Here is a 17,970-nt window from a genome sequence, read left to right on the forward strand (position 1 = left end):
GCGAGCATGAAGAGATTGTTGTGCGCCATCGCATCGACGGCCGGGCTGGTGGTAGCGAGCCTGGTCATCTCGAGCGGGTCGGCCGCGGCCGCACCGATCGAGCACGAACGGTTCCAGGACGTGAGCAGCGAGGTGGTCGATCCGTTCTGCGGCGACCTGAGAGTGCGGATCGACACGGACATCCGGGGATCGCTGCTGATCAAGTCGCAGGGGCCGGAAGGGCTCGTCTACTTCCTGGAGTCGCTCCACGGCACGTTGTCGTTTACGAACCTGGCGACCGGAAAGTCGTTCACGAGTGTCCTCACCATCATCAACAAGGACCTCAAGGTGATCGACAACGGTGACGGGACGCTGACGGTCCTTGCCTTGTCCACCGGAGTCGTCAAGAACTACGGACCGGACGGCAAGCTGCTGTTCGTGGACTCCGGGCAGATCAGAGTCGAACTCCTCATCGATCACAGTGGTACGCCGACTGACCCAGAAGACGACGTGATCCTGGACGAAACGCTCGTGAAGGGAAGCACCGGCCGGAATGACACCGAGAACCGCGACTTCTGCGAGGACATGCACCTCTTCACCAGTTGACCCGGCACACGAAGAGTTGCCAGGGGCACAGCTGAGCGTCGCCGCAGGTTCGTGACCGCGTCCCGCCGACGCCAAGCCGTACCCGAGATCCAGTGCGATCCGGTCGGCGTACTTCTCGACGCGCACGAGGCCTATTGCACGACAAGGCGCGGCGAGCGGTGACAGCATGAACACGATGCAGTGGTTGGACCCCAGCGCCAACCACACAACAAGCATGCCCAGCAGCAAGAACCCGATCACGCGACGGTTGCGTCTCCCGATGCACATGGCAGCAGCACATCGGCACGTTGACGGACTTCGAGCGGGCGTGGCGCCGGGAGCGGAACCCGGAGGGTATGCGACGCGCATACGCGTACTGGTCCGAGGACGAACAAGAAGTAGTCGGTGTGTCGTTTTGGGACTCAAAGGAATCGTGCGACGCGTGGCGCGCCTCCGAGGCCGAAGCGCACCGGCGTCAGGCGATGGCTCCCTACCTTGTTCACGAGGAAGAGCACTTCTACCGCGGCCGCGAGCTCGCCATCCCACCGCGGTAGACGGGCTGCGTCGACAGGACGCGTGCTCCAGCCCGGCGACGCCGGAGAGCAGCTTTGACCGTGCGAACCAACTCGAGCGTCCGATCCAACTCGGATCGCGGCAGCGGCGGACGGCGCCACGGCCGGGTGCCACACGCCACACTCACGTCTCGATCCAGGCTGTGCCGCTGGACAGGGCGCCGGTTCAGCCGGTCCCGTTCGCCAGGGTCGTCGGCTAGCGTGTAAGGGAGTCCTGCTGTTCATGACGTTATCCGATGAGCGATTGCATGCAGAACCAGCGCCGGGCACCGAAGATCACCACCTTGTCGTGGGGGCGGATCGCCACTGAGGCCGGCGTGTTCCGGGACGCCAAACTGTGGCCTGGAGGTGGGCGCAACTGGGACTGGACCGAGACCGGCACTGATCATGACGTCGGCCTGCAGCCGGCGGACATTCAGGAAGTGCTTGACCACGGCGCCAGGATCATCGTGGTCGGGCGAGGCCAGCACGAACGCCTATCGGTGCCCCGCGGGGCAGTCAGCACAGCCGAGCACGTCGGCGCACGGATGGAGGTGTTGCCGACCAAGGCGGCCGTGGAGCGTTACAACGCCCTCGCCGGACAGGGTGAGCTGGTGGGCGCGCTCATCCACACCACCTGTTGAGTAAACCCAGAGCGGCAGGTGAGTGCGTTACGACAGCACAGACCGGCGCTGACCAGGATGCGAGTGTGGGGTTCTCGATGACATGCCTCGACCGGCGGGCCCAGGTGGTCAGCCAAGGCTCGGTCGAACGCTCCGCTTCGTCGATCGCCGCCGCGATCCGTGGGTAAGTGCGGTTCGGCCATGAAGATGTCCCAGTCCTGCTCCGGGAAGTGGGCGCCACTGTACGCCCAGGCTCGGATCGCATCTCCGGTGGGCTCGTATACATTCCGAATCGGCGGGCCGTCGTACTTGTACACGGGGTCCACCATGGCACGTCAGTTGATGACCAGGAGGCTCGGTCTGCGTCATGAGAGGGCGTCTCAGGCACGCGCGTTGGCGTCGGCAGCTAGGAGGGAAAGTGCCTCCAATGCCCTTCTGACACGACCTCGACGGTGCCATCGACCACCTTGATGGCCGTCTCGTCGACGATGCCCAACGTGGTGTCGTCACCGGTCGGCGGTCTCCACTGGACGAAATCCTCAGCTCGGCTGGCGTTGCGGCTGCGGACGCAGCAGTCACACAGCTTCGGGGACAGTCAGCCGGGTCTTCAGGTTTCTGATGGTGAGGTGGCCGCCGACGACGCCGCCGACCGCGAGGACGACCACCAGCCACGCAGGCGCGCCCAGATCGATCGCCGCCACGATGACGAAACCCTCGAACAACGCGATCAGCGTGAACCCGAGGTGCTCGAGATACGCACCGGACGGCGGGCCGCCGTCCACCGGGCGCGTACGCGAGGCCTGGATGCCGCGCCACATCATGTATCCGCCCAGCACGATGAGCCCCGAGAACACCACCTGGGACGTCGTGCTCATGTCGCGCCACCCGACCGCGACCGAGATCACTATGAAGACGTCCAGGAGCGCGAGCGACCAGAAATAGTACGGAAACAGAGGCTGTCGCCGGACTGCAGCGCAACCGGTGCCGAATGCAACCACTCCGGAGGCGGCGTGCAGCACGATGAACACGGTATGCCACATAGTGCGTTCCCTACTGTAGGTGTCAACGAACTCGACCAGCGCTCCCTCGGGGGTCGCGCGCACAGCGATGTGCTCTCACAGTTGCTGCCGGGTGGCCCACTGGGCGACGTGAACCCGGGATGGCACACCCAGCTTCCGCATCGCGTGCCGGACGTGGTTGATTGCCGTCCACTCCGAGATCTTCAAGGTGCTGGCGATCTGCCGGTTGGTCATCCCCTCGGCGACCAGGACGACGACTTCGCGTTCCCGCGCCGTGAGAGCGGCCTCGAGCAGTGCATCGGCCATCCTCTGGTCCGCGTCGGCCGCCTCGCCGGCGCCCGCTTCCTTGGCAGGCGCCGGAGCTTCGACCACACCCACCCGCTCGTCGAGCAAGGCGCCGAGCGGCAGAGTCTTGCCGGCAATACAGGCGTTGTCGAACGCGACATCGCCGAGCCGGCCACGCAGGTTCTGCAACGCACGATCGACGTACGGGAGGACCTCCGCGCATGCATAGCTGTGTGTCTCCGCCCGCACGGAGCTCGCTGCCGCGATCAAGCGCACGGCAGCCAGATCGGTGTCTGGCTGTTTGCGACCGGCCAGTACCAAGGCCAGCGCCTCCAACGCGAACGGCGTATCAGGGTGCGTACCCATGTCCACGACACCGGCCGCGGCGGCCCGGCAGGTACGTTCCGCCTCCTGCTGGTCGCCGCGCCGGAAGGCGATCAGGCCCGCGAGCGCGCGAACGCTTCGGGCGCTCCGCTCGTCACCGTGCGCCTCCACCAATGGCAACGCGAAACCCACGGCCTCGTCGGCCGCCGCCACGTCACCGCGGCTCAGGGAGATCATCGCCATGTCGATCAGGACCACCGCCGCACCACGCCGATCCTTGGCCTCCCGCCACAGCGAAAGGCTCTTCCCGCACAGCTTGCGGGCTGCTGCGAAATCGCCCCGGATCCGGGCCAGGTTGCCGAGATGATTGAGCGCCGCGGCCAATCCAGGCACCTCCCCGAGGGCGCGGTAGGCCTCCACGGCCCGACGCTGGTAGGCCTCCGCGGCCACATAGTCGCCAACCGCCATCGCGAGCGTTCCGGCGGCGTGCAACGCGTCCGCGTGCCGCCGGTCCTGCGTGCGGACGCACTCGTCACCCAGCGCTTCCTCCAATAGCCGAAGGCCTTCGCGCAGGTGCCCCTGTCCGAACATGAACCGCCAGAGTCCGGTGGCGAAGGCCAGCGCGCCGTTCGCGTCACCGCGGGCCCTCAGGTGCCGGTACGCGGCTCGCAGGTTGGCCTGTTCGCACACCAGCCGCGCCATGCACGCCGCGTGCCGCCCACCGGCCAGATCCTTCTCCGCTTTGGCTACCAATCCAGCGAAGTAGTCGGCGTGCCTGCTACGCACGACCTCTTCGTCGCTGGTGTCACGGAGCCGTTCGACGCAGAACGCCTGGATCGTATGCAGTGGCTGAAACCTGGGCTCACCGTCGACGCCGACCGACGCTGCCAGCATCCCCTTGTCCAGAAGGGATTCCAGCAGGTTTTCGACACGGTCCTGGGGCAGCCGCGCGACCGCCATCGCGGCGGCGACACTGAACCCGTCGACGAAGACCCCGAGACTGGTGAGGAGTTTGCGTTCCGGCTCGGTCAGCAGCTGGTAGCTCCACAGGATGGCCGCCCGCATCGTCTGCTGGCGCGGCGGCACGTCGGCGAGTCCTCGACGCAGGATGTCGATGCCGACGCGCAACCGTGCAAGCAGCGCGCGGGGACTGAACAGCCCAAGCCTGGTCGCGGCAAGCTCGATCGCGAGCGGCAGTCCGTCGACCAGCCGGCAGATCTCGGCAACGTCGCCGACGTTCTCCGCTGTGAGCGAGAAGTCCGGTACGACGGCACGGGCCCGCTGGACGAACAACGCGATGGACGGGATCTCCGCGATCTCGGCCAGCGGCACGTGCAGCGAGCTGACCAGGGACAGCGGCCGGACCGGATACAACCGCTCCCCGTAGATCTGCAACGCTTGCCGGCTGGTCGCGAGCACTTTCAGACCAGGGCAGTCCGGTAGCAGGAAGCGCAGCAGCTCGGCCACCCCGTCGGCTACATGCTCACAGTTGTCGAGCACCAGCAGCAACTCGCGGTCGCGCAGGCGGTCGCGCAGATCGATCGCAGGCTGGGTGTCGCTCTCCGAGACGGCACGGCACGCAGCCGCGACAGCGCCGGCGACCTGGGTGGGTTCGGACAGCGGGGCCAACTCCACCGGCCAGACGCCGTCGCGGAATCCTGACCGTACGTCGCCGACGACGGCCAGCGCGAGCCGGGTCTTCCCAGTACCGCCTGATCCCGTCAGCGTGACGAGCCGGGCGGAGCCAAGGATGATCCGCTGCAGAGCGGCCCGTTCGCTGTCGCGACCGACGAGCAGTGTCGGCGAATGGAGGCCTGCCGCCCAGCGCGCCGCGGACGCCGTCTCCATGGCAGGCGAGCGTCCCAAGCCTGGGACCTGCCGGTCCCCGTCCTGCCGATCCTCACCAGTCGTACTACGCCCCCCGGCCAAAGTCCCTCCCATTTCGCACAACAGATGGAACTGCTGAAGCGCCTTCACACTAGGCTCGGCCGCTGCCCGTCACCAACGCTCGTGTGCATCGCGTCTGTGAATGCTGGGAAAACGCCAGGTTCAGCTCGCCAGGCCGTTTCACGGCTTCGACGTGCGGGTGTACCTGCCGTGAAATCCGAAGGGTATCGCATGCGGAACGTGGGCACGGCCAAGCTCGGCGAAGGTTCCGGCGGCCAGGATCAGCAGGAACGACCGTCCGCTGTTCGTGTCGAGGACGACCGACAGTACGACACCGGCATCCTCTGCGGCGCTGTCTTCGGCGGCGTCCGTGGGCATCGCGACGAAGACCGGCTCACCCGGGTAGCAGCCGTCCTGATGCCAGCTTTCGGTGGTGCCGGTCGTGGTGTCGAGCTTCACCAACTGATCGATGAAGTTGTGCCCGCTACGGTCACGAGCGCCGACGCCGTACGCGAACCGGTACGGGCGGCCGTTGCAGCGCGCGTAGGCGATGTTCGGCAGCTCCATCGGTTCGTCGGCCAAGGCCTCGCGGGTCACGGTGCCGCTCGCGAGCTCGACCCGGAACCGGGTCGGCACGGCGAGCGGGACGCCACGGTTGCCCCGCAGCGAGTCGAGGTAGAGCGCATCGACAACACCCGCGTCCGGGTAGCTGCAGAGGTCGAAGACGACCGCGTCGCCGTCGTCCCAGGCATTGATGTGATGGAACGCGAAGCAGGCTTCGGTCTGGTAGCTCCCGCGGGTGCTGCCGTCAGTTGTGTCGATCACCACGATGCGGGTGCCGAGCTCCGGCCGCCAACGGTAGTTCTCGATGAACGGCCGGCCGGACAGCAGCAGCGACAGCGGATTGACAACCAGCGGGAAGATGACCAGCACCACATATCGCTGGGTAATCGCGAAGCTGTGCACATAGCCTGGCTGCTCGACAGGGACCGAGCCGATGAGCCGGCGACCGCGCTGATCGGCGTCTTGCCGGTACACCTGGTAGCTGCTGCGCCGGCCGAACTTCAGGAGGTAGTTGACCAGCGAGCCGGTGGTCGGGTCAGCGTGCGGATGCGCAGTCGTGACAGCGCCCGTAAGCCCGTCGCGCTGGTCGGTGACCCGCAGCGTCGCGAGCGTGGCGGGGTCGAACTCGACCGCCAGCGGCGTCTCTGTCACCGCCGCCGCGGACTCATCGAAATCCACGATGTTGACCGCCGGATTGACACCGGGCCCGCCGAAGAACCGCGTGAAGAAACGGCTGAACAGGTTGCCGCACGGATCGGTCGCGAACTCGGTGTATCCGATCCGGCCCTTGTCGCGCAGCGATCGGTAGTTGGGCGTGTCGACGAACCGGTTCGCGTACGACACGGCGCCACCCGCGATCTCGAAGCGGTGCAGCATCGCCTGGCCATCGAACCAGTGCCGCAGCGACCGTCCGTTGCCGGCGGCGTAGCGGGCCGGGCCGTTGCGGACCAGCGTGCCGGACAACCACTCGGGCAGGTCGCCTTCCACCGGCAACTGATCGATGGTGACCTCATTGTCGAGGTCGGCAAATCCGATGGCGTACGGCGTGTGCGGCGGTGCGTCGGCCCCACCCATGGCGTCACGTCCACTCATGCGGTCACTTCCGAAGCTGTCGATGGGGCGTACTGCGGTCGTACCAGAGCCATCGCCTCCCGCCACACCTCGACGGCCGCGTCCGGCGTCGACACCGTGGCGAGGATCGCGGCGATGAGGGTGTCTCGGTACGCGTCTGTGCGCCCTGGCCTGACCGAGATCGGAATGACCGCGCGGACTGCCGGTAGCGCGGCAACCTCGTCGAGGCCTTCGACCTTCTCGATCTCAACGCCGACCGGATGCTGCGGACTCACGAACACCGCGTGCCCGGTGAACGAAGGCAGGTCGCCGTTGTCGATGCCCAGCGCCGCTTGACCTGCCCGGGCGATCAGGTTCACGCCCGACACCATCGGGAACAGGTACGGCAGCGCTCCGCCGGCGCGACCGTTCACTTCGATGATGCGCGGTCCGTCGGCGGTGAGCATCAGCTCGGTATGAGCGAGGCCGCACGAGAAGCCCAGCGCGCCGAGCGCCTGATCGGCCATCGCAAGCACGTCGGCGACCTGGTCGGCACCAAGTCCGGACGGCAGCATCATGCCGGTCTCCAGCACCGGGGGCGCGGTCGGGAACCGGTCAGTGACTGCCAAGTGGGTCACCACGCCGTCGACGGCGACCGACTCGACGCTGACGTACGGCGCGAAGCCGGGTGTCGCCCTTCCAGGGTCGCCAACCAGCACTTCCTCCACGATGAACGCGGTCCCCGGGTCCACTGCTCCACCGGCCCGGGCCGCGTCGTCGAACGCCTCCGCCACTCGACGAGCCAGCTGGTCCGGCGCGGTGATGATGGACGCCAGGGCGCCACCACTCCCCCGGGTCGGTTTGAGGATCGCCGGCAACGGGACCTCGGCCAGGGCCGCCGGTACGTCGTCGGCGCTCGCGAGCCGAAAGAAGCGCGGCGTCGGAACGCCCGCGCCGGCCAGCGTGCTGCGCTGGACGTACTTGTCGCGGAAGGCCGCCATGGTCTCGGGCGGCTGTCCCGGCAGGCCGAGCCGGTCTGCAACCACGGCCGCCGCCTCGACCAGGTCGTCGGAGAAGGTCAGCACGCCGTCGACCGGATACTGGGTCGCGTGCGCCACCGCATGGTCGATCAGGCCGTCGCTGTGTTCGGCGACGGCGACAGTGGCCGGTAGGTCGTCGTCGAGCCGATCGGCCCGGGCGTTCAGGATGTCGGTACTGGTGACCACGACGACATCGCCGACCGGCCGTAGGTGCTGCACGGTGTCGGTGATCCGGATCCCCCGGGTACCCACCAGGAGCATCACAACAGGTCGCACGAAAACCTCCTGATCAGGTTGCTGGTCTTCCATCTCACTCGGCCGGCTCAGGGAGGAGCTGCCGGCCGGAGTCCGCGTCGACGATGGTGATCGCCGCCATCGGGCAGCACTCCGCTGCATCGGCGATCGTCGTCGCCGCATCGTCGTCCGGGTCGCTCGCGTCGACCAGCGCTGCGCGCGGCCGCGACCGTCGGTCCGAGCCGAACTCGAAGTGGTCGGGTGCCGTGCCGAGGCACAACCCGCTTGCGGTGCACGCGTCCGGGTCGACCGTCACCTTCCACCTGGCCATGCGACCTCCCCTCCTGCTCGCCGGTGATCCATCACTCACACCGAGACCATGAGCTTGACCTCGTACTGCCGCAGCCACAGCTCGATCTGGGTGAGGTAGGCCAGTGCCATCCGCTGCATCCACGCCGGACGCCGGCTGTCGCCGTCGACCAGGGCGGTGACACGTTCGACGTCCAGCAGCGGCCCGATGGCCGAGTCGCCGGCGAGCAGCGCCCTCGCCGCCGCGCGCACGGCCGCGTCGTACGTCGGATCGGGCACGGTCGGGTACATCGTCTTGGGCCGGTCGACGAGTTCGCGCGGCAGCAGGTCGGCGGCGACCCGCCGGAGCAGGCCCTTCGGCGTGCCGTCGATCGCCTTGAACGCCCACGGCACGTTCCAGAGGTACTCCACCAGCCGGGTGTCGCAGAACGGCACCCGGACTTCCAGCCCGACCGCCATGCTCATCCGGTCCTTGCGGTCGAGCAGCACCGGAAGGAAACGGGTCAGCGCGAGATACGACACCTCGCGCATCCGCCGATCGGAGCCGTCCTCGCCGGCCAGCCGCGGCACCTCCGCGAGCGCCTCGGCGTACCGGTCCGCCGCGTACTCCTGCGGACGCAACCGTTCCTTCAGCCCCGGCGCCAGGACGTTGGCGAACCCGGTGTCGTCGAGGTTCCAGGGGAACCCGTTCCGGGCCACTGCCTGCTCGTCGTGGAACCACGCGTAGCCGCCGAACACCTCGTCCGCGGACTCACCGGACAGCGCCACCGTCGAGCGGCCCGCGATCGCGTCGAACAGCAGGTACAAGGAACCGTCGAGGTCACCGAGGCAGGGCAGGTCGCGCGCGCGAGTGGCGCGCTCGAAGGTGCCGAGCAGGTCGGGTACGTCCAGCACGACGTCGGTGTGGTCCGACCGGATGTGCTCAACCAGGGTTCGGACGTACGGCGCGTCCAGGGTGGGCCGGTTCGCGTCCGCCCGGAAGTCGGTGGCGCTGCCCGCGAAGTCGACCGCGAAGGTGGACAGCGATCCGGCTCCGGTCGCGCGGCCGGCCAGCACACCGATGAGGCTGGAGTCGAGGCCCCCGGACACGAGGGCACACAGTGGTACGTCGGAGACGAGCTGGCGGGTCACGGCGTCCGCGAGCAGCGTGCGAACAGTCTCGACCGTGGTGTCGAGGTCGTCGGTGTGCGGCGCGCTGGCAAGACTCCAGTAGGTGCGGGTCTCGACGCCGTTTCGATCGAACTCCAGCAACGTGCCGGGACGCAGCTCGCGCAGGTCGCGCAGCACACCGCTGCCCGGTGTATGTGTACCGAACATCGCGAACAGCTCGAGCACGCCCTGGTCGTCCAGCGCAGCATCGAACACCGGACTCGCCAGCAGCGACTTGGGCTCGGAACCGAAGACGATGCCTTCGGAATAGTGGTGGTAGTAGAGCGGCTTGACGCCGAGCCGGTCTCGGGCGAGCAGCAGCCGCTGGGCTTCGGCGTCGAAGACCGCGAAGGCGAACATCCCGTCCAGGCGCTCGACGCAGTCCGCGTCCCACTCGAGGTAGGCCCGAAGCACGACCTCGGTGTCCGACCTGGTGGTGAAGCGATGGCCTCGGGACTGCAGCTCGCTCCGCAGTTCGGCGAAGTTGTACACCTCGCCGCTGAACGTGAGGACGACCGGCCGGCCACCCGGCTGCCGGTACGCGAGCATCGGCTGCGCTCCCCCCTCCAGGTCGATGACGGCCAGCCGACGGTGACCGATCACGGCGTGTTCGCCGAGCCAGGTTCCCCGCGCATCCGGGCCACGGCAGGCGAGCGTGTCCGTCATGGCCTGCAGGACGCCCGGCTCGTCGGCGAGGCGCCGCTCCCAGTCGACCCATCCGGTAATGCCGCACATGCCCTACAACCTCCCCAGGTCTGTCACACGATGTTCGGTACGGTCCGCGGCGCGATGGGCAGCGAGCCGGTCGCGGCGGTACGCCGTCATCAGGTCTGGCGACCACTGAGCGTCCTGATCGATCTCGACCCGTACGTCGGTGACGCCGCCGATCTCGCCGACCCGGTGCTCGATCGCCCGCATGATGGTCGCGACGGCCAGGCAGTACGCGACTGTCTCGCCTGCCGCCGTCGTCCTGCCGTTCACTCGTCGGGAGACGGGGGCGGTCATGCGGTCACCGACTCGGGGACTAGTTCACGCCAGTGGGTCCAGGCGGGCCGGCGACCACCGTCGCGGCGGGCCTGGGCGAACTCGTCGTCGGCGATGCCGTTGCGGAGCTCGTCGACGTCGAGCCCGGCCATGCGCGCGAAATTGCCGCCCAAGATGGCGGCCCGGTCGGCGGCGGTCAGCGGTTCGATCCGGTGGCGGTTCAGCAGCTCGTCGGAGATCTCCCAGCCGAGCAACCGTTCGATGATGGGCTGCGGATGGAAATGCATTCCACCCGAGGCGTACACCAGTTTGTGGACGCCGGCGAACCCGATGAAGGCCGCCAGCGCCTCCTCGACCACGCCGAAGCCGCGCTCCAGGAACGCCGAGGTGATCTCGAGGTTGGCGTACACGTTCGGCAGGCGGGTCAGCGCCATCGTCACCTCGTCGACGAACGGCGGCAGGCCCGCGTGCACGATCTCGAACGACAGCTGCGGATAGCTGATCGCCGCGCGTTCGAGGTCGTCGATCCGGTACGGCTCGAGCGGGACCAGCCCGTTCGGCACCACCTTGTGGCAGGCGACCACCTTCAAGCCCCGCTCGATTGCCAGCTCGAACAACGGCGCGTACGCCGGGTCGTCCATCCGCCAGCTGCGGTCGGGCGTGCCGGCGTCCGGGTAGACCTTCAGCCCGATCGTGCCGGGCAGCCGGTCGAGCTGATCGGTCAGCGACGCGACACACGCGTCGGGCCCGTCGACCGGATTCACGCCCGCATAGGTCAGGAACCGCTGCGGCCAGCGCTTCGCCAGCTCGTCGTTGCGGAAAACGATCGCGTGCCTGCCGGGCCGGCCGGCCGGGCCGAGCAGGTTGGCGTCGGACAGGTTGTACGTATGCGTCGTGGCGTCGATGACGAAGATGTCGTCGATCATCGCGGTCACCTCCTCGTCCTACTCAGGGGTTTCATCGGGCCGCATATCCGCCGTCGACCAGCAGGTCGGTCCCGGTGATGAAGGACGCGTCGTCGGACAGCAGGAACAGCACGGCGGCGGCGATCTCGCGCGGTGTTGCCATCCGCCCCATCGGCGTGGCGGCCACGAAGTCGCTGACGAACTGCTGGGGCAGACCGGTGGTCATCGGCGTCTCGACCATTCCGGGCGACACGGCGTTGACCCGGATACGGGCGGGCGCCAGCTCGACCGCTGCGGCCCGCGTCATCGCCCCGACCGCGCCCTTGGCGCCGTGGTAAGCGAACGCCGCACCGGAGCCGATCTGCCCGAACACCGAGCACACGTTGACGATCGCGCCGCCACCGGCCAGATGCATGCACGGCACCGCGGCCTGCAGGCCCAGCCAGGTGCCGCGCTGGCAGACGTCGACCACGTGGTTCCACTCGGAGTCGGTGACGCCTTCCAGGCCATGGATCCCGAGCACGCCGGCGTTGTTGACAAGCAGGTCGGGGTAGCCGAAGTGCCGGCGGGCGGTCCGGGTGAAGCGGGACCAGGCTCCGGCATCGGTGACGTCCAGCTCGGTCGCAATGACCCGGCCCGGCAGATCGGCCGCACCGAGCTCCTTGGCCACCGCCTCGCACCGGCCACGGTCGATGTCGCCCAGTACGACGCCCGCGCCGGCGCCGACCAGGATCTCCGCCACGGCACGGCCGATGCCGCTGGCCGCGCCGGAGACCAGGGCGATCCGGCCCGCCAGCCGGGTCGTCCGCGCCGACGGGTCGGTTGCGGGCGTGTCCACCCTCACCAGCCGGCCTCCACGTCGTCTCGGCGCCCCGGCAGCCAGGCGAGCGCGGCGGCGTACCCCGCGGCATGGCTGAGCGAGACCCGCGGCACCGGCAACCGCATTCGGCGTCGCCACCGCTCGACCGCGCCGCTCAACCGGACCGTCGGCCCGCCGGGCGGCATCCGCAGGATTTCGATGCCTGACCACGGCACCGGTCCGGGCCAGCGCAGCGCCTCGGCGATCGCGCGTTTCGCCACCACCCGCGCCGCCACGTGCTCGCCGACCAGGCCGAGCTCGAGGCAGTACGCCAGCTCGGCCGGGCTCACCAACTGGCGCCAGCCTGGATGTCCGGGTGATCCGGTCGGCGCCCGCATCGCGGACACGTACAGGACCGCCGGGCCCGCCGAGTCGTCAGCGGGTTCCCCGTCGAGATGCTGGGCAGCCCCGGCCGGGTTCACTGTGACGGCCATGGGGTCAGCAGCACCGAGGCATATGTGCCGCCCCAGTTCGCCGCTGTCACGAGCGCGGCTCGGCCCGTGGGGTCGTGGTCCGACCCGACGTACGCCTCGAGCCCCGGCAGCGGATCGCGCAGCCCGGTGATCGCCGGAACCCAACCGGTCCGCATGCTCTCCACCGCACTGAGCACCGACATCAGCGCTGTCGTGGCGTGGATGTGACCGACCTGCCCGCTGAGGTTGGCGAGTCGCGTCGAGTTGGCCGGGAACACCGCGCCGACCGCCTGGGCCTCGGCCCGGTCGATCGCCGCCGTCCCTCGGGCGTCGCCGTACACCACACCGACGTCGCCCGCGGTCAGGCCCGCGTGGGCGAGCGCGTTGCGGTGGCACTGCGCCCAGGCCTCGCCGGACGGCTCGTTGCCGGCGACCCGGTATGCGTCGCCGGTGCCGCCGTGGCCGCGGATCTCCGCGAGGATCGTTGCTCCCCGCGCTTCCGCGTGCTCCAGCGACTCCACCACGAGGGCCGCCGCGCCCGCGCCCAGCACGCATCCGCTGGACTCGCGGTCGTACGGGCGTACCTCGTCCGACGCCAGCAGTCCCAGGTGGTCGTAGCCGAGATGGAGCAGCGGCGTGAGTTCGTCCGCGCTGACCGCCGCCATCACTTCGGCCTCACCGCGGCGTACCAGGTCCGTGGCGTAGCCGAGGCCCGCGACACCCGACGCGCAGCCGATCGCGAGCGTCGACAGCGGGCCCTTGATCTGCAGTGACAGACAGGCGTGACCGGGTGCCGCGTTCATCACCGAGTTGGGGAACAGGCGCGGGTTGACGCGGTGCGGACCTTCGGTGCCGATCGTCTCGGTCAGCTGCGCCACCGTCTCCAGCGGTCCGGTGTAGGTGCCGAAGACCATGCCGACCTGCGTGGCGTTCTGCCGGGTGATCTGATAGCCCGCGTCGGAGAAGGCGCTCCGGGTCGCGGCGAGGACGAGGAGACCGAGCTGGTCGAGCCGACGGGCGTACGCCGGGTTGATCCAGCGCCGGTAGTCCTGATCGCTGATCTCCGCCGTGAGTTGGCTCGCGGCCTGGCTGGTGTCGACGCCGGTCGCCTGTCCGATGCCGACGGTGCCCGCCTTCAGCGCGGTGAGGAACCCGTCGCGCCCCAAGCCGATGGGCGAGACGACTCCGGCACCGGTCAGCACCACCCGCCGGTCCGGCCGGGCCGGCGCCGGTCCGGGCGTACGACCCAGCACGAGCGCACAGTTGTTGCCACCGAACGCGAACGAGTTCGACACCACGACGTCAATCTCGGCGGGCCGGGACTGGTTCGCCACAATGTCGTACGTCGGCTTGGCGCCGGCACTGTCCAGCAGCGCCGCCTCGTCGACATTCACCGTCGGCGGCAGCACCTGGTCGTGCAACGCCATCGCGCACACCGCGGCCTCCAGCGCGCCGGCCGCACCCAGCATGTGCCCGACCTGCGACTTGGTACTGCTCATCGGCGGACCGCCGGTCGCGCCGAAGAGTGCGATGACGGCCTTCCGCTCGGCGCTGTCGTTGGCGGGCGTACCCGTCCCGTGACCGTTGACATAGTCGACATCGCCGAGCGTGAAGCCGGCCTGCTCCAATGCCCGGCGCATCGCGCGCGATGCACCGCCGCCCACCGGATCCGGTGCTGTCGCGTGGTGCGCGTCGCTGGTGAGCGCATAGCCGAGGACGTAGGCCAGAACCTGTGCTCCACGTTCCCGGGCGACCTGCTCGGACTCGAGCACCAGCATGGCCGCGCCCTCACCGATATTGAGGCCGCTGCTGCGGGAGTACGGCGCGCAGGGCTGCTCGTCCAGCGCCTTGAGGCTGTCGAAGCCGGCCAGCGAGAGGATGTCGAGCACGTCCACGCCACCGGCCAGCATCACGTCGGCCCGGCCGTCGCGGATCGCGTCGACTGCCCAGCCGATCGAGTTGGCCCCGGCCGCGCACGCGTTGGAGATCACCACCTTCGGACCCTTGAGCCCGAACGCCGTGCTCACCGCGTCGGTCGAGGTGTAGAGCGGGTAGACGAGCAGGTGGTGCCTCGAGGCGGCGTCAACCCGGCCACCGCCGCGCAGCAACTCCCAGTGGTACTGCTCCCCCGCGTCCAGGCCGCCGACCGACGTACCCATCGCGATGCCGACCCGGTACGGGTCGAACGAGCCGATGTCCAGCTTGGCGTGCTCGACGGCCTCGGCCGCCGCACCCAGCGCAAGGCCGATCGCGCGGTCGACCCGGCCCCGGCCCCGACGCGGCGGCACCGGTACGTCGGCGACCTCGCCCGAGTACTGGCAACTCAAAGTGGACGTGTCCAGGCGGCGGGTCCGGCCGATCCCGGTCGCACCGTCGCGTACTCCGGTCCAGACGGACTCCGTGCCCGCGCCGAGCGCGCAGGTCATCGCGACGCCGGTGATGGCGACGCCTGTGGGCGGTACTGTCTCATCGGCTTGGCTGCTGCCCGTGCCGCTGCTGCTGTTCATGGGTTCCTCCTCCTGCGGCGGGTGCCGCTACTCGAGCGGTACGCCGAAGCTGGTCGCGACGAGGAACGGCGCGGAGGCGGTCTGGACCGGGTGGTTGAGCTCGTCGAGCGTGAACTCGAGCCCAGCTGCCGCCACCTCGGACTCGACTCGCGCGGTGCCGATCACCCGGGAAAGGCGCGGCGAGTAGACCGCGTGCGTGACGGCGCCCAGCTGCTCGCCGCCGATCGCGAGCGGAGTGCCGGCGTCGGGTGCCGCGTCGAGCCCGTCGGCCGCGATCCAGCAGACCGGGCGCCGGGCGGGTCCGGCGTTCCAGTGCGCAGTCAGGGCTTCCTTGCCGGTGAACTCGTGGCCGAAGTCGACCATCCACTGCAGGCCGATCTCGAACGGCGTCGCTCCGCCGGCTTCCTGCTCGAGGTTGGCGAACCGCATCTCCATCCGGCAGACGTCCAGCGCGTCGAGCCCGACCTCGGACGCACCGAGGCTCAGCAGGTGCTCGCGCAGCTCAACGCCGGCGGCGGCCGGGACGTGCAGCTTGTAGCCGTACTCGCCGCTGACGCCGGTGCGGCTCAGCAGCAGTTCCAGGTCGTCGCGCCACGGCGCCGTGACGAAGCTGGCGTACGACATGGACGAGATCGGGAACGGCAGGAACTTCTGCGCGATCGCCGGCGACTGCGGACCCTCGATGCCGTAGACCCGGAACTCGTCGCACACCTCCTGCACGGTCACGTCGTGGGTCCCGGCGGCGCCGGCCGCGGTCAGGTGCTCCACCGCCGCGGCGGCCTGCGCGGGCCACACCTCGACGAGGTAGTCGGTGCCGCGGCAGTGGATCAGCGCCTCGGCCACGACGGTGCCGTCCTGGGTCAACAGCAGGGACGCCGAGATCTGCCCCTCGAGCAGGAAGTCGACGCTGCGGGTCGAGACCTGTCCCAGGAACGCGGCCGCCTCGGGTCCAGCGACCCGGACCAGGCCCATGCCGGTGTAGTCGACGAGACCGCACGCGCCGCGCAGCAGCTCGTACTCGGCGACCGTGTCGGAATAGACGTTCTGCATCGTACTCTCCTTCATTCGCTTTCATTCCGTTCGGTCACGACAAGCCGAGTCGTCATCACGACGTCACGGCCGACCGACGCCTGTCCGGTCACCGACATGAGGCTGCCCATCCGAGGTCCGGTGTGGGCGCGGACGATCACCTGGTCGCCGGGCAGCACCGTGCCCAGGAACTTCGCCTGCTTGATCTCGGCGAGGTAACCGACCCGGTCCGCGACGTCGGCGACGAGCTCTCCGGTGGCCCGCGAGGCCGCCGCGCTGCCGTAGATCACGGCGGCCAGCTGGGCGACGCATTCGACCAGGAGGACGCCGGGATAGAGCATCCGGCCAGGGAAATGCCCGGCGAGCACGGGGTCGGACGACGTGACGTTCTTGATCGCCTCCGCACGGACGCCCGGCTCGACCGACACCACCTTGTCCAGCAGGAAGAACGGGTACCGATGCGGGAGCAGCCGAGCGATGTCGTCGGCGGACAGGCTGGCCGGCCGACCGTCGGCAGCCAGTTGCTGGTCTGCGGCCGGGACGCTCATGATCGGTTGGCCACCACGTGGTCGACGAGGCGGTTCAGCGAGAGCAGGCTCTCGGTGTCGTCGTCGGTGATCACTACGCCGAACTTCTCCTCGACCGCCATCGCCAGCTCGAGCGTGTCGATGGAGTCGAGCTCCAGTCCGCGCCCGAACAGCGGCTGGTCGTCGCCGATCTTGTCGGGATCGACCGAGAGGGCGAGCCGGTCCACCAGCAGGTGCTTCACCTCGCCGCACAGCTCCCGGCGGGCCTTGGCCGCCAGCTTCGTCTCTTCCAGCGTTGCCACCATGTGGCTTCTCCTGTCGTGGGTCCAGTGTCGGAATGTCGGTCAGTGGCTCAGGTCAGTGGCTCAGGTCAGTTGCTCAGGTCAGTGGCTCAGCAAGTCAGGCCGCCGTCGATCACGACGGAGGCTCCGGTCACGTACGCCGCCTCGGCACCGAGCAGGAACCGCACCACCGGCGCGACGTCGTCGGGTGCGCCGATCCGGCCCAGCGGTACGCGCTCGACGAAGGCGTTGAGCTGGTTCTGCGGCATGGACCGGGTCATCGCGGTGTCGATGAAGCCGGGGACGACCGCGTTGACCCGTACGCCGTAGCTGCCGAGCTCCTTGGCCAGCACCCGGACCAGCGCGAGCAGGCCCGCCTTGGACGCGGCGTAGTTCGCCTGCCCTTGGGGGGCGTTCACGCCGCTGGTCGAGGCCACCGCGACGATCGCGCCGGAACGTTGCGACGCCATCTGCCGCGCGGCCGCCCGGCACACCAGGAACGATCCGGTGAGGTTCGTGTCGACGACCGTGCGCCATTTCTGCTCGCCCATCATCAGGGCATAGCCGTCGTTGGCGATCCCGGCGTTGCTGACCAGGCCGTCCAGCCGGCCGTGATCGGCGCGGATCTGACGGAACATCTTGTCGACCTCGGCCGCCTGCGCAATGTCGGCCTGCACCAGCTCGGCGTCAGGCTGGTGCTGGCGAACCTGGCGGAGCGCCTCCTTGGCCTGCTCGGTGTCGCGGCGGTAGTTCAGCAGAACGCGGGCGCCGGCTTTCGCCAGGTCGATCGCGATGCCGAGCCCGATGCCCTTCGTGGCGCCGGTCACCAGCACGACCCGTCCGTCCATGCTCGTGGCCGTGCTCGT

The 17,970-nt window shown here is 69.1% G+C and carries 17 protein-coding genes; 2 read left to right on the forward strand and 15 right to left on the reverse strand.

Annotated features, from left to right (window positions below):
- The first annotated feature begins 6 nt into the window (after positions 1-6).
- Entirely contained in the window at positions 7-585 is a 579-nt protein-coding gene (locus AB0H36_RS12135; protein ID WP_360520420.1) for a hypothetical protein, read from the forward strand.
- Positions 586-1,384: 799 nt separating this feature from the next.
- Complete coding sequence (locus AB0H36_RS12140) at positions 1,385-1,759, forward strand: Mth938-like domain-containing protein (RefSeq protein ID WP_360520423.1); 375 nt, start codon at positions 1,385-1,387, stop codon at positions 1,757-1,759.
- Positions 1,760-2,313: 554 nt separating this feature from the next.
- On the opposite strand, the gene AB0H36_RS12145 is transcribed toward AB0H36_RS12140, so the two are convergent.
- The 15 genes from AB0H36_RS12145 to AB0H36_RS12215 form a co-directional block, all read right to left on the reverse strand.
- A complete protein-coding gene (locus tag AB0H36_RS12145; protein ID WP_360520426.1) occupies positions 2,314-2,841 on the reverse strand; it encodes a hypothetical protein in 528 nt (175 codons plus the stop codon).
- A 12-nt stretch (positions 2,842-2,853) separates the two neighbouring features.
- Entirely contained in the window at positions 2,854-5,214 is a 2,361-nt protein-coding gene (locus AB0H36_RS12150; protein WP_360520429.1) for a LuxR C-terminal-related transcriptional regulator, read from the reverse strand.
- Between the two features lie 219 nt (positions 5,215-5,433).
- Positions 5,434-6,909: a carotenoid oxygenase family protein gene (locus AB0H36_RS12155; RefSeq protein ID WP_360520432.1), complete on the reverse strand. Its 1,476-nt coding sequence runs from the start codon at positions 6,907-6,909 to the stop codon at positions 5,434-5,436.
- Positions 6,906-8,183: a hypothetical protein gene (locus AB0H36_RS12160; protein WP_360520435.1), complete on the reverse strand. Its 1,278-nt coding sequence runs from the start codon at positions 8,181-8,183 to the stop codon at positions 6,906-6,908. Before AB0H36_RS12160 ends, AB0H36_RS12155 begins: the two co-directional genes overlap by 4 nt.
- Positions 8,184-8,217: 34 nt before the next feature.
- Positions 8,218-8,472 carry a ferredoxin gene (locus AB0H36_RS12165; protein WP_360520438.1) on the reverse strand — a complete coding sequence of 85 codons (255 nt, stop codon included), beginning with the start codon at positions 8,470-8,472 and terminating at the stop codon, positions 8,218-8,220.
- Positions 8,473-8,507: 35 nt separating this feature from the next.
- Positions 8,508-10,334 (reverse strand): asparagine synthase (glutamine-hydrolyzing), encoded by a 1,827-nt coding sequence (asnB, locus tag AB0H36_RS12170; RefSeq protein ID WP_360520440.1) that lies wholly within the window; start codon positions 10,332-10,334, stop codon positions 8,508-8,510.
- Positions 10,335-10,337: 3 nt separating this feature from the next.
- Complete coding sequence (locus tag AB0H36_RS12175) at positions 10,338-10,604, reverse strand: hypothetical protein (RefSeq protein ID WP_360520443.1); 267 nt, start codon at positions 10,602-10,604, stop codon at positions 10,338-10,340.
- Entirely contained in the window at positions 10,601-11,509 is a 909-nt protein-coding gene (locus AB0H36_RS12180; protein WP_360520616.1) for an amidohydrolase family protein, read from the reverse strand. Before AB0H36_RS12180 ends, AB0H36_RS12175 begins: the two co-directional genes overlap by 4 nt.
- A 31-nt stretch (positions 11,510-11,540) precedes the next feature.
- The gene (locus AB0H36_RS12185) at positions 11,541-12,332 is read right to left on the reverse strand and encodes an SDR family NAD(P)-dependent oxidoreductase (protein ID WP_360520446.1); all 792 of its coding nucleotides are present in this window, start codon (positions 12,330-12,332) and stop codon (positions 11,541-11,543) included.
- Positions 12,329-12,781: a hypothetical protein gene (locus AB0H36_RS12190; protein ID WP_360520449.1), complete on the reverse strand. Its 453-nt coding sequence runs from the start codon at positions 12,779-12,781 to the stop codon at positions 12,329-12,331. The genes AB0H36_RS12185 and AB0H36_RS12190 overlap by 4 nt, the downstream gene beginning before the upstream one ends.
- Entirely contained in the window at positions 12,766-15,267 is a 2,502-nt protein-coding gene (locus AB0H36_RS12195) for a beta-ketoacyl-[acyl-carrier-protein] synthase family protein (RefSeq protein ID WP_360520452.1), read from the reverse strand. Before AB0H36_RS12195 ends, AB0H36_RS12190 begins: the two co-directional genes overlap by 16 nt.
- 27 nt (positions 15,268-15,294) lie before the next feature.
- Positions 15,295-16,317, reverse strand: coding sequence for a glycine cleavage T C-terminal barrel domain-containing protein (locus AB0H36_RS12200; protein ID WP_360520455.1), 1,023 nt, complete (start codon positions 16,315-16,317; stop codon positions 15,295-15,297).
- An 11-nt stretch (positions 16,318-16,328) separates the two neighbouring features.
- The gene (gene fabZ, locus AB0H36_RS12205; RefSeq protein WP_360520458.1) at positions 16,329-16,844 is read right to left on the reverse strand and encodes a 3-hydroxyacyl-ACP dehydratase FabZ; all 516 of its coding nucleotides are present in this window, start codon (positions 16,842-16,844) and stop codon (positions 16,329-16,331) included.
- Positions 16,841-17,128: a phosphopantetheine-binding protein gene (locus AB0H36_RS12210; protein WP_360520461.1), complete on the reverse strand. Its 288-nt coding sequence runs from the start codon at positions 17,126-17,128 to the stop codon at positions 16,841-16,843. The genes fabZ and AB0H36_RS12210 overlap by 4 nt, the downstream gene beginning before the upstream one ends.
- Before the next feature lie 86 nt (positions 17,129-17,214).
- Positions 17,215-17,952: a 3-oxoacyl-ACP reductase family protein gene (locus AB0H36_RS12215; protein ID WP_360520464.1), complete on the reverse strand. Its 738-nt coding sequence runs from the start codon at positions 17,950-17,952 to the stop codon at positions 17,215-17,217.
- Between the last annotated feature and the right edge of the window lie 18 nt (positions 17,953-17,970).

Source organism: Kribbella sp. NPDC050820, from assembly GCF_040653975.1.
Lineage (GTDB): Bacteria > Actinomycetota > Actinomycetes > Propionibacteriales > Kribbellaceae > Kribbella.

Excerpts from the sequence above, each read along its gene's own strand:
- AB0H36_RS12135 (WP_360520420.1), top strand. The coding sequence starts at position 7 with ATGAAGAGATTGTTGTGCGCCATCGCATCGACGGCCGGGCTGGTGGTA.
- AB0H36_RS12140 (WP_360520423.1), top strand. The coding sequence starts at position 1,385 with ATGCAGAACCAGCGCCGGGCACCGAAGATCACCACCTTGTCGTGGGGG.
- AB0H36_RS12150 (WP_360520429.1), bottom strand. The coding sequence starts at position 5,214 with ATGGAGACGGCGTCCGCGGCGCGCTGGGCGGCAGGCCTCCATTCGCCG.
- AB0H36_RS12155 (WP_360520432.1), bottom strand. The coding sequence starts at position 6,909 with ATGAGTGGACGTGACGCCATGGGTGGGGCCGACGCACCGCCGCACACG.
- AB0H36_RS12165 (WP_360520438.1), bottom strand. The coding sequence starts at position 8,472 with ATGGCCAGGTGGAAGGTGACGGTCGACCCGGACGCGTGCACCGCAAGC.
- asnB (WP_360520440.1), bottom strand. The coding sequence starts at position 10,334 with ATGTGCGGCATTACCGGATGGGTCGACTGGGAGCGGCGCCTCGCCGAC.
- AB0H36_RS12175 (WP_360520443.1), bottom strand. The coding sequence starts at position 10,604 with ATGACCGCCCCCGTCTCCCGACGAGTGAACGGCAGGACGACGGCGGCA.
- AB0H36_RS12180 (WP_360520616.1), bottom strand. The coding sequence starts at position 11,509 with ATGATCGACGACATCTTCGTCATCGACGCCACGACGCATACGTACAAC.
- AB0H36_RS12190 (WP_360520449.1), bottom strand. The coding sequence starts at position 12,781 with ATGGCCGTCACAGTGAACCCGGCCGGGGCTGCCCAGCATCTCGACGGG.
- AB0H36_RS12195 (WP_360520452.1), bottom strand. The coding sequence starts at position 15,267 with ATGAACAGCAGCAGCGGCACGGGCAGCAGCCAAGCCGATGAGACAGTA.
- AB0H36_RS12200 (WP_360520455.1), bottom strand. The coding sequence starts at position 16,317 with ATGCAGAACGTCTATTCCGACACGGTCGCCGAGTACGAGCTGCTGCGC.
- fabZ (WP_360520458.1), bottom strand. The coding sequence starts at position 16,844 with ATGAGCGTCCCGGCCGCAGACCAGCAACTGGCTGCCGACGGTCGGCCG.
- AB0H36_RS12210 (WP_360520461.1), bottom strand. The coding sequence starts at position 17,128 with ATGGTGGCAACGCTGGAAGAGACGAAGCTGGCGGCCAAGGCCCGCCGG.
- AB0H36_RS12215 (WP_360520464.1), bottom strand. The coding sequence starts at position 17,952 with ATGGACGGACGGGTCGTGCTGGTGACCGGCGCCACGAAGGGCATCGGG.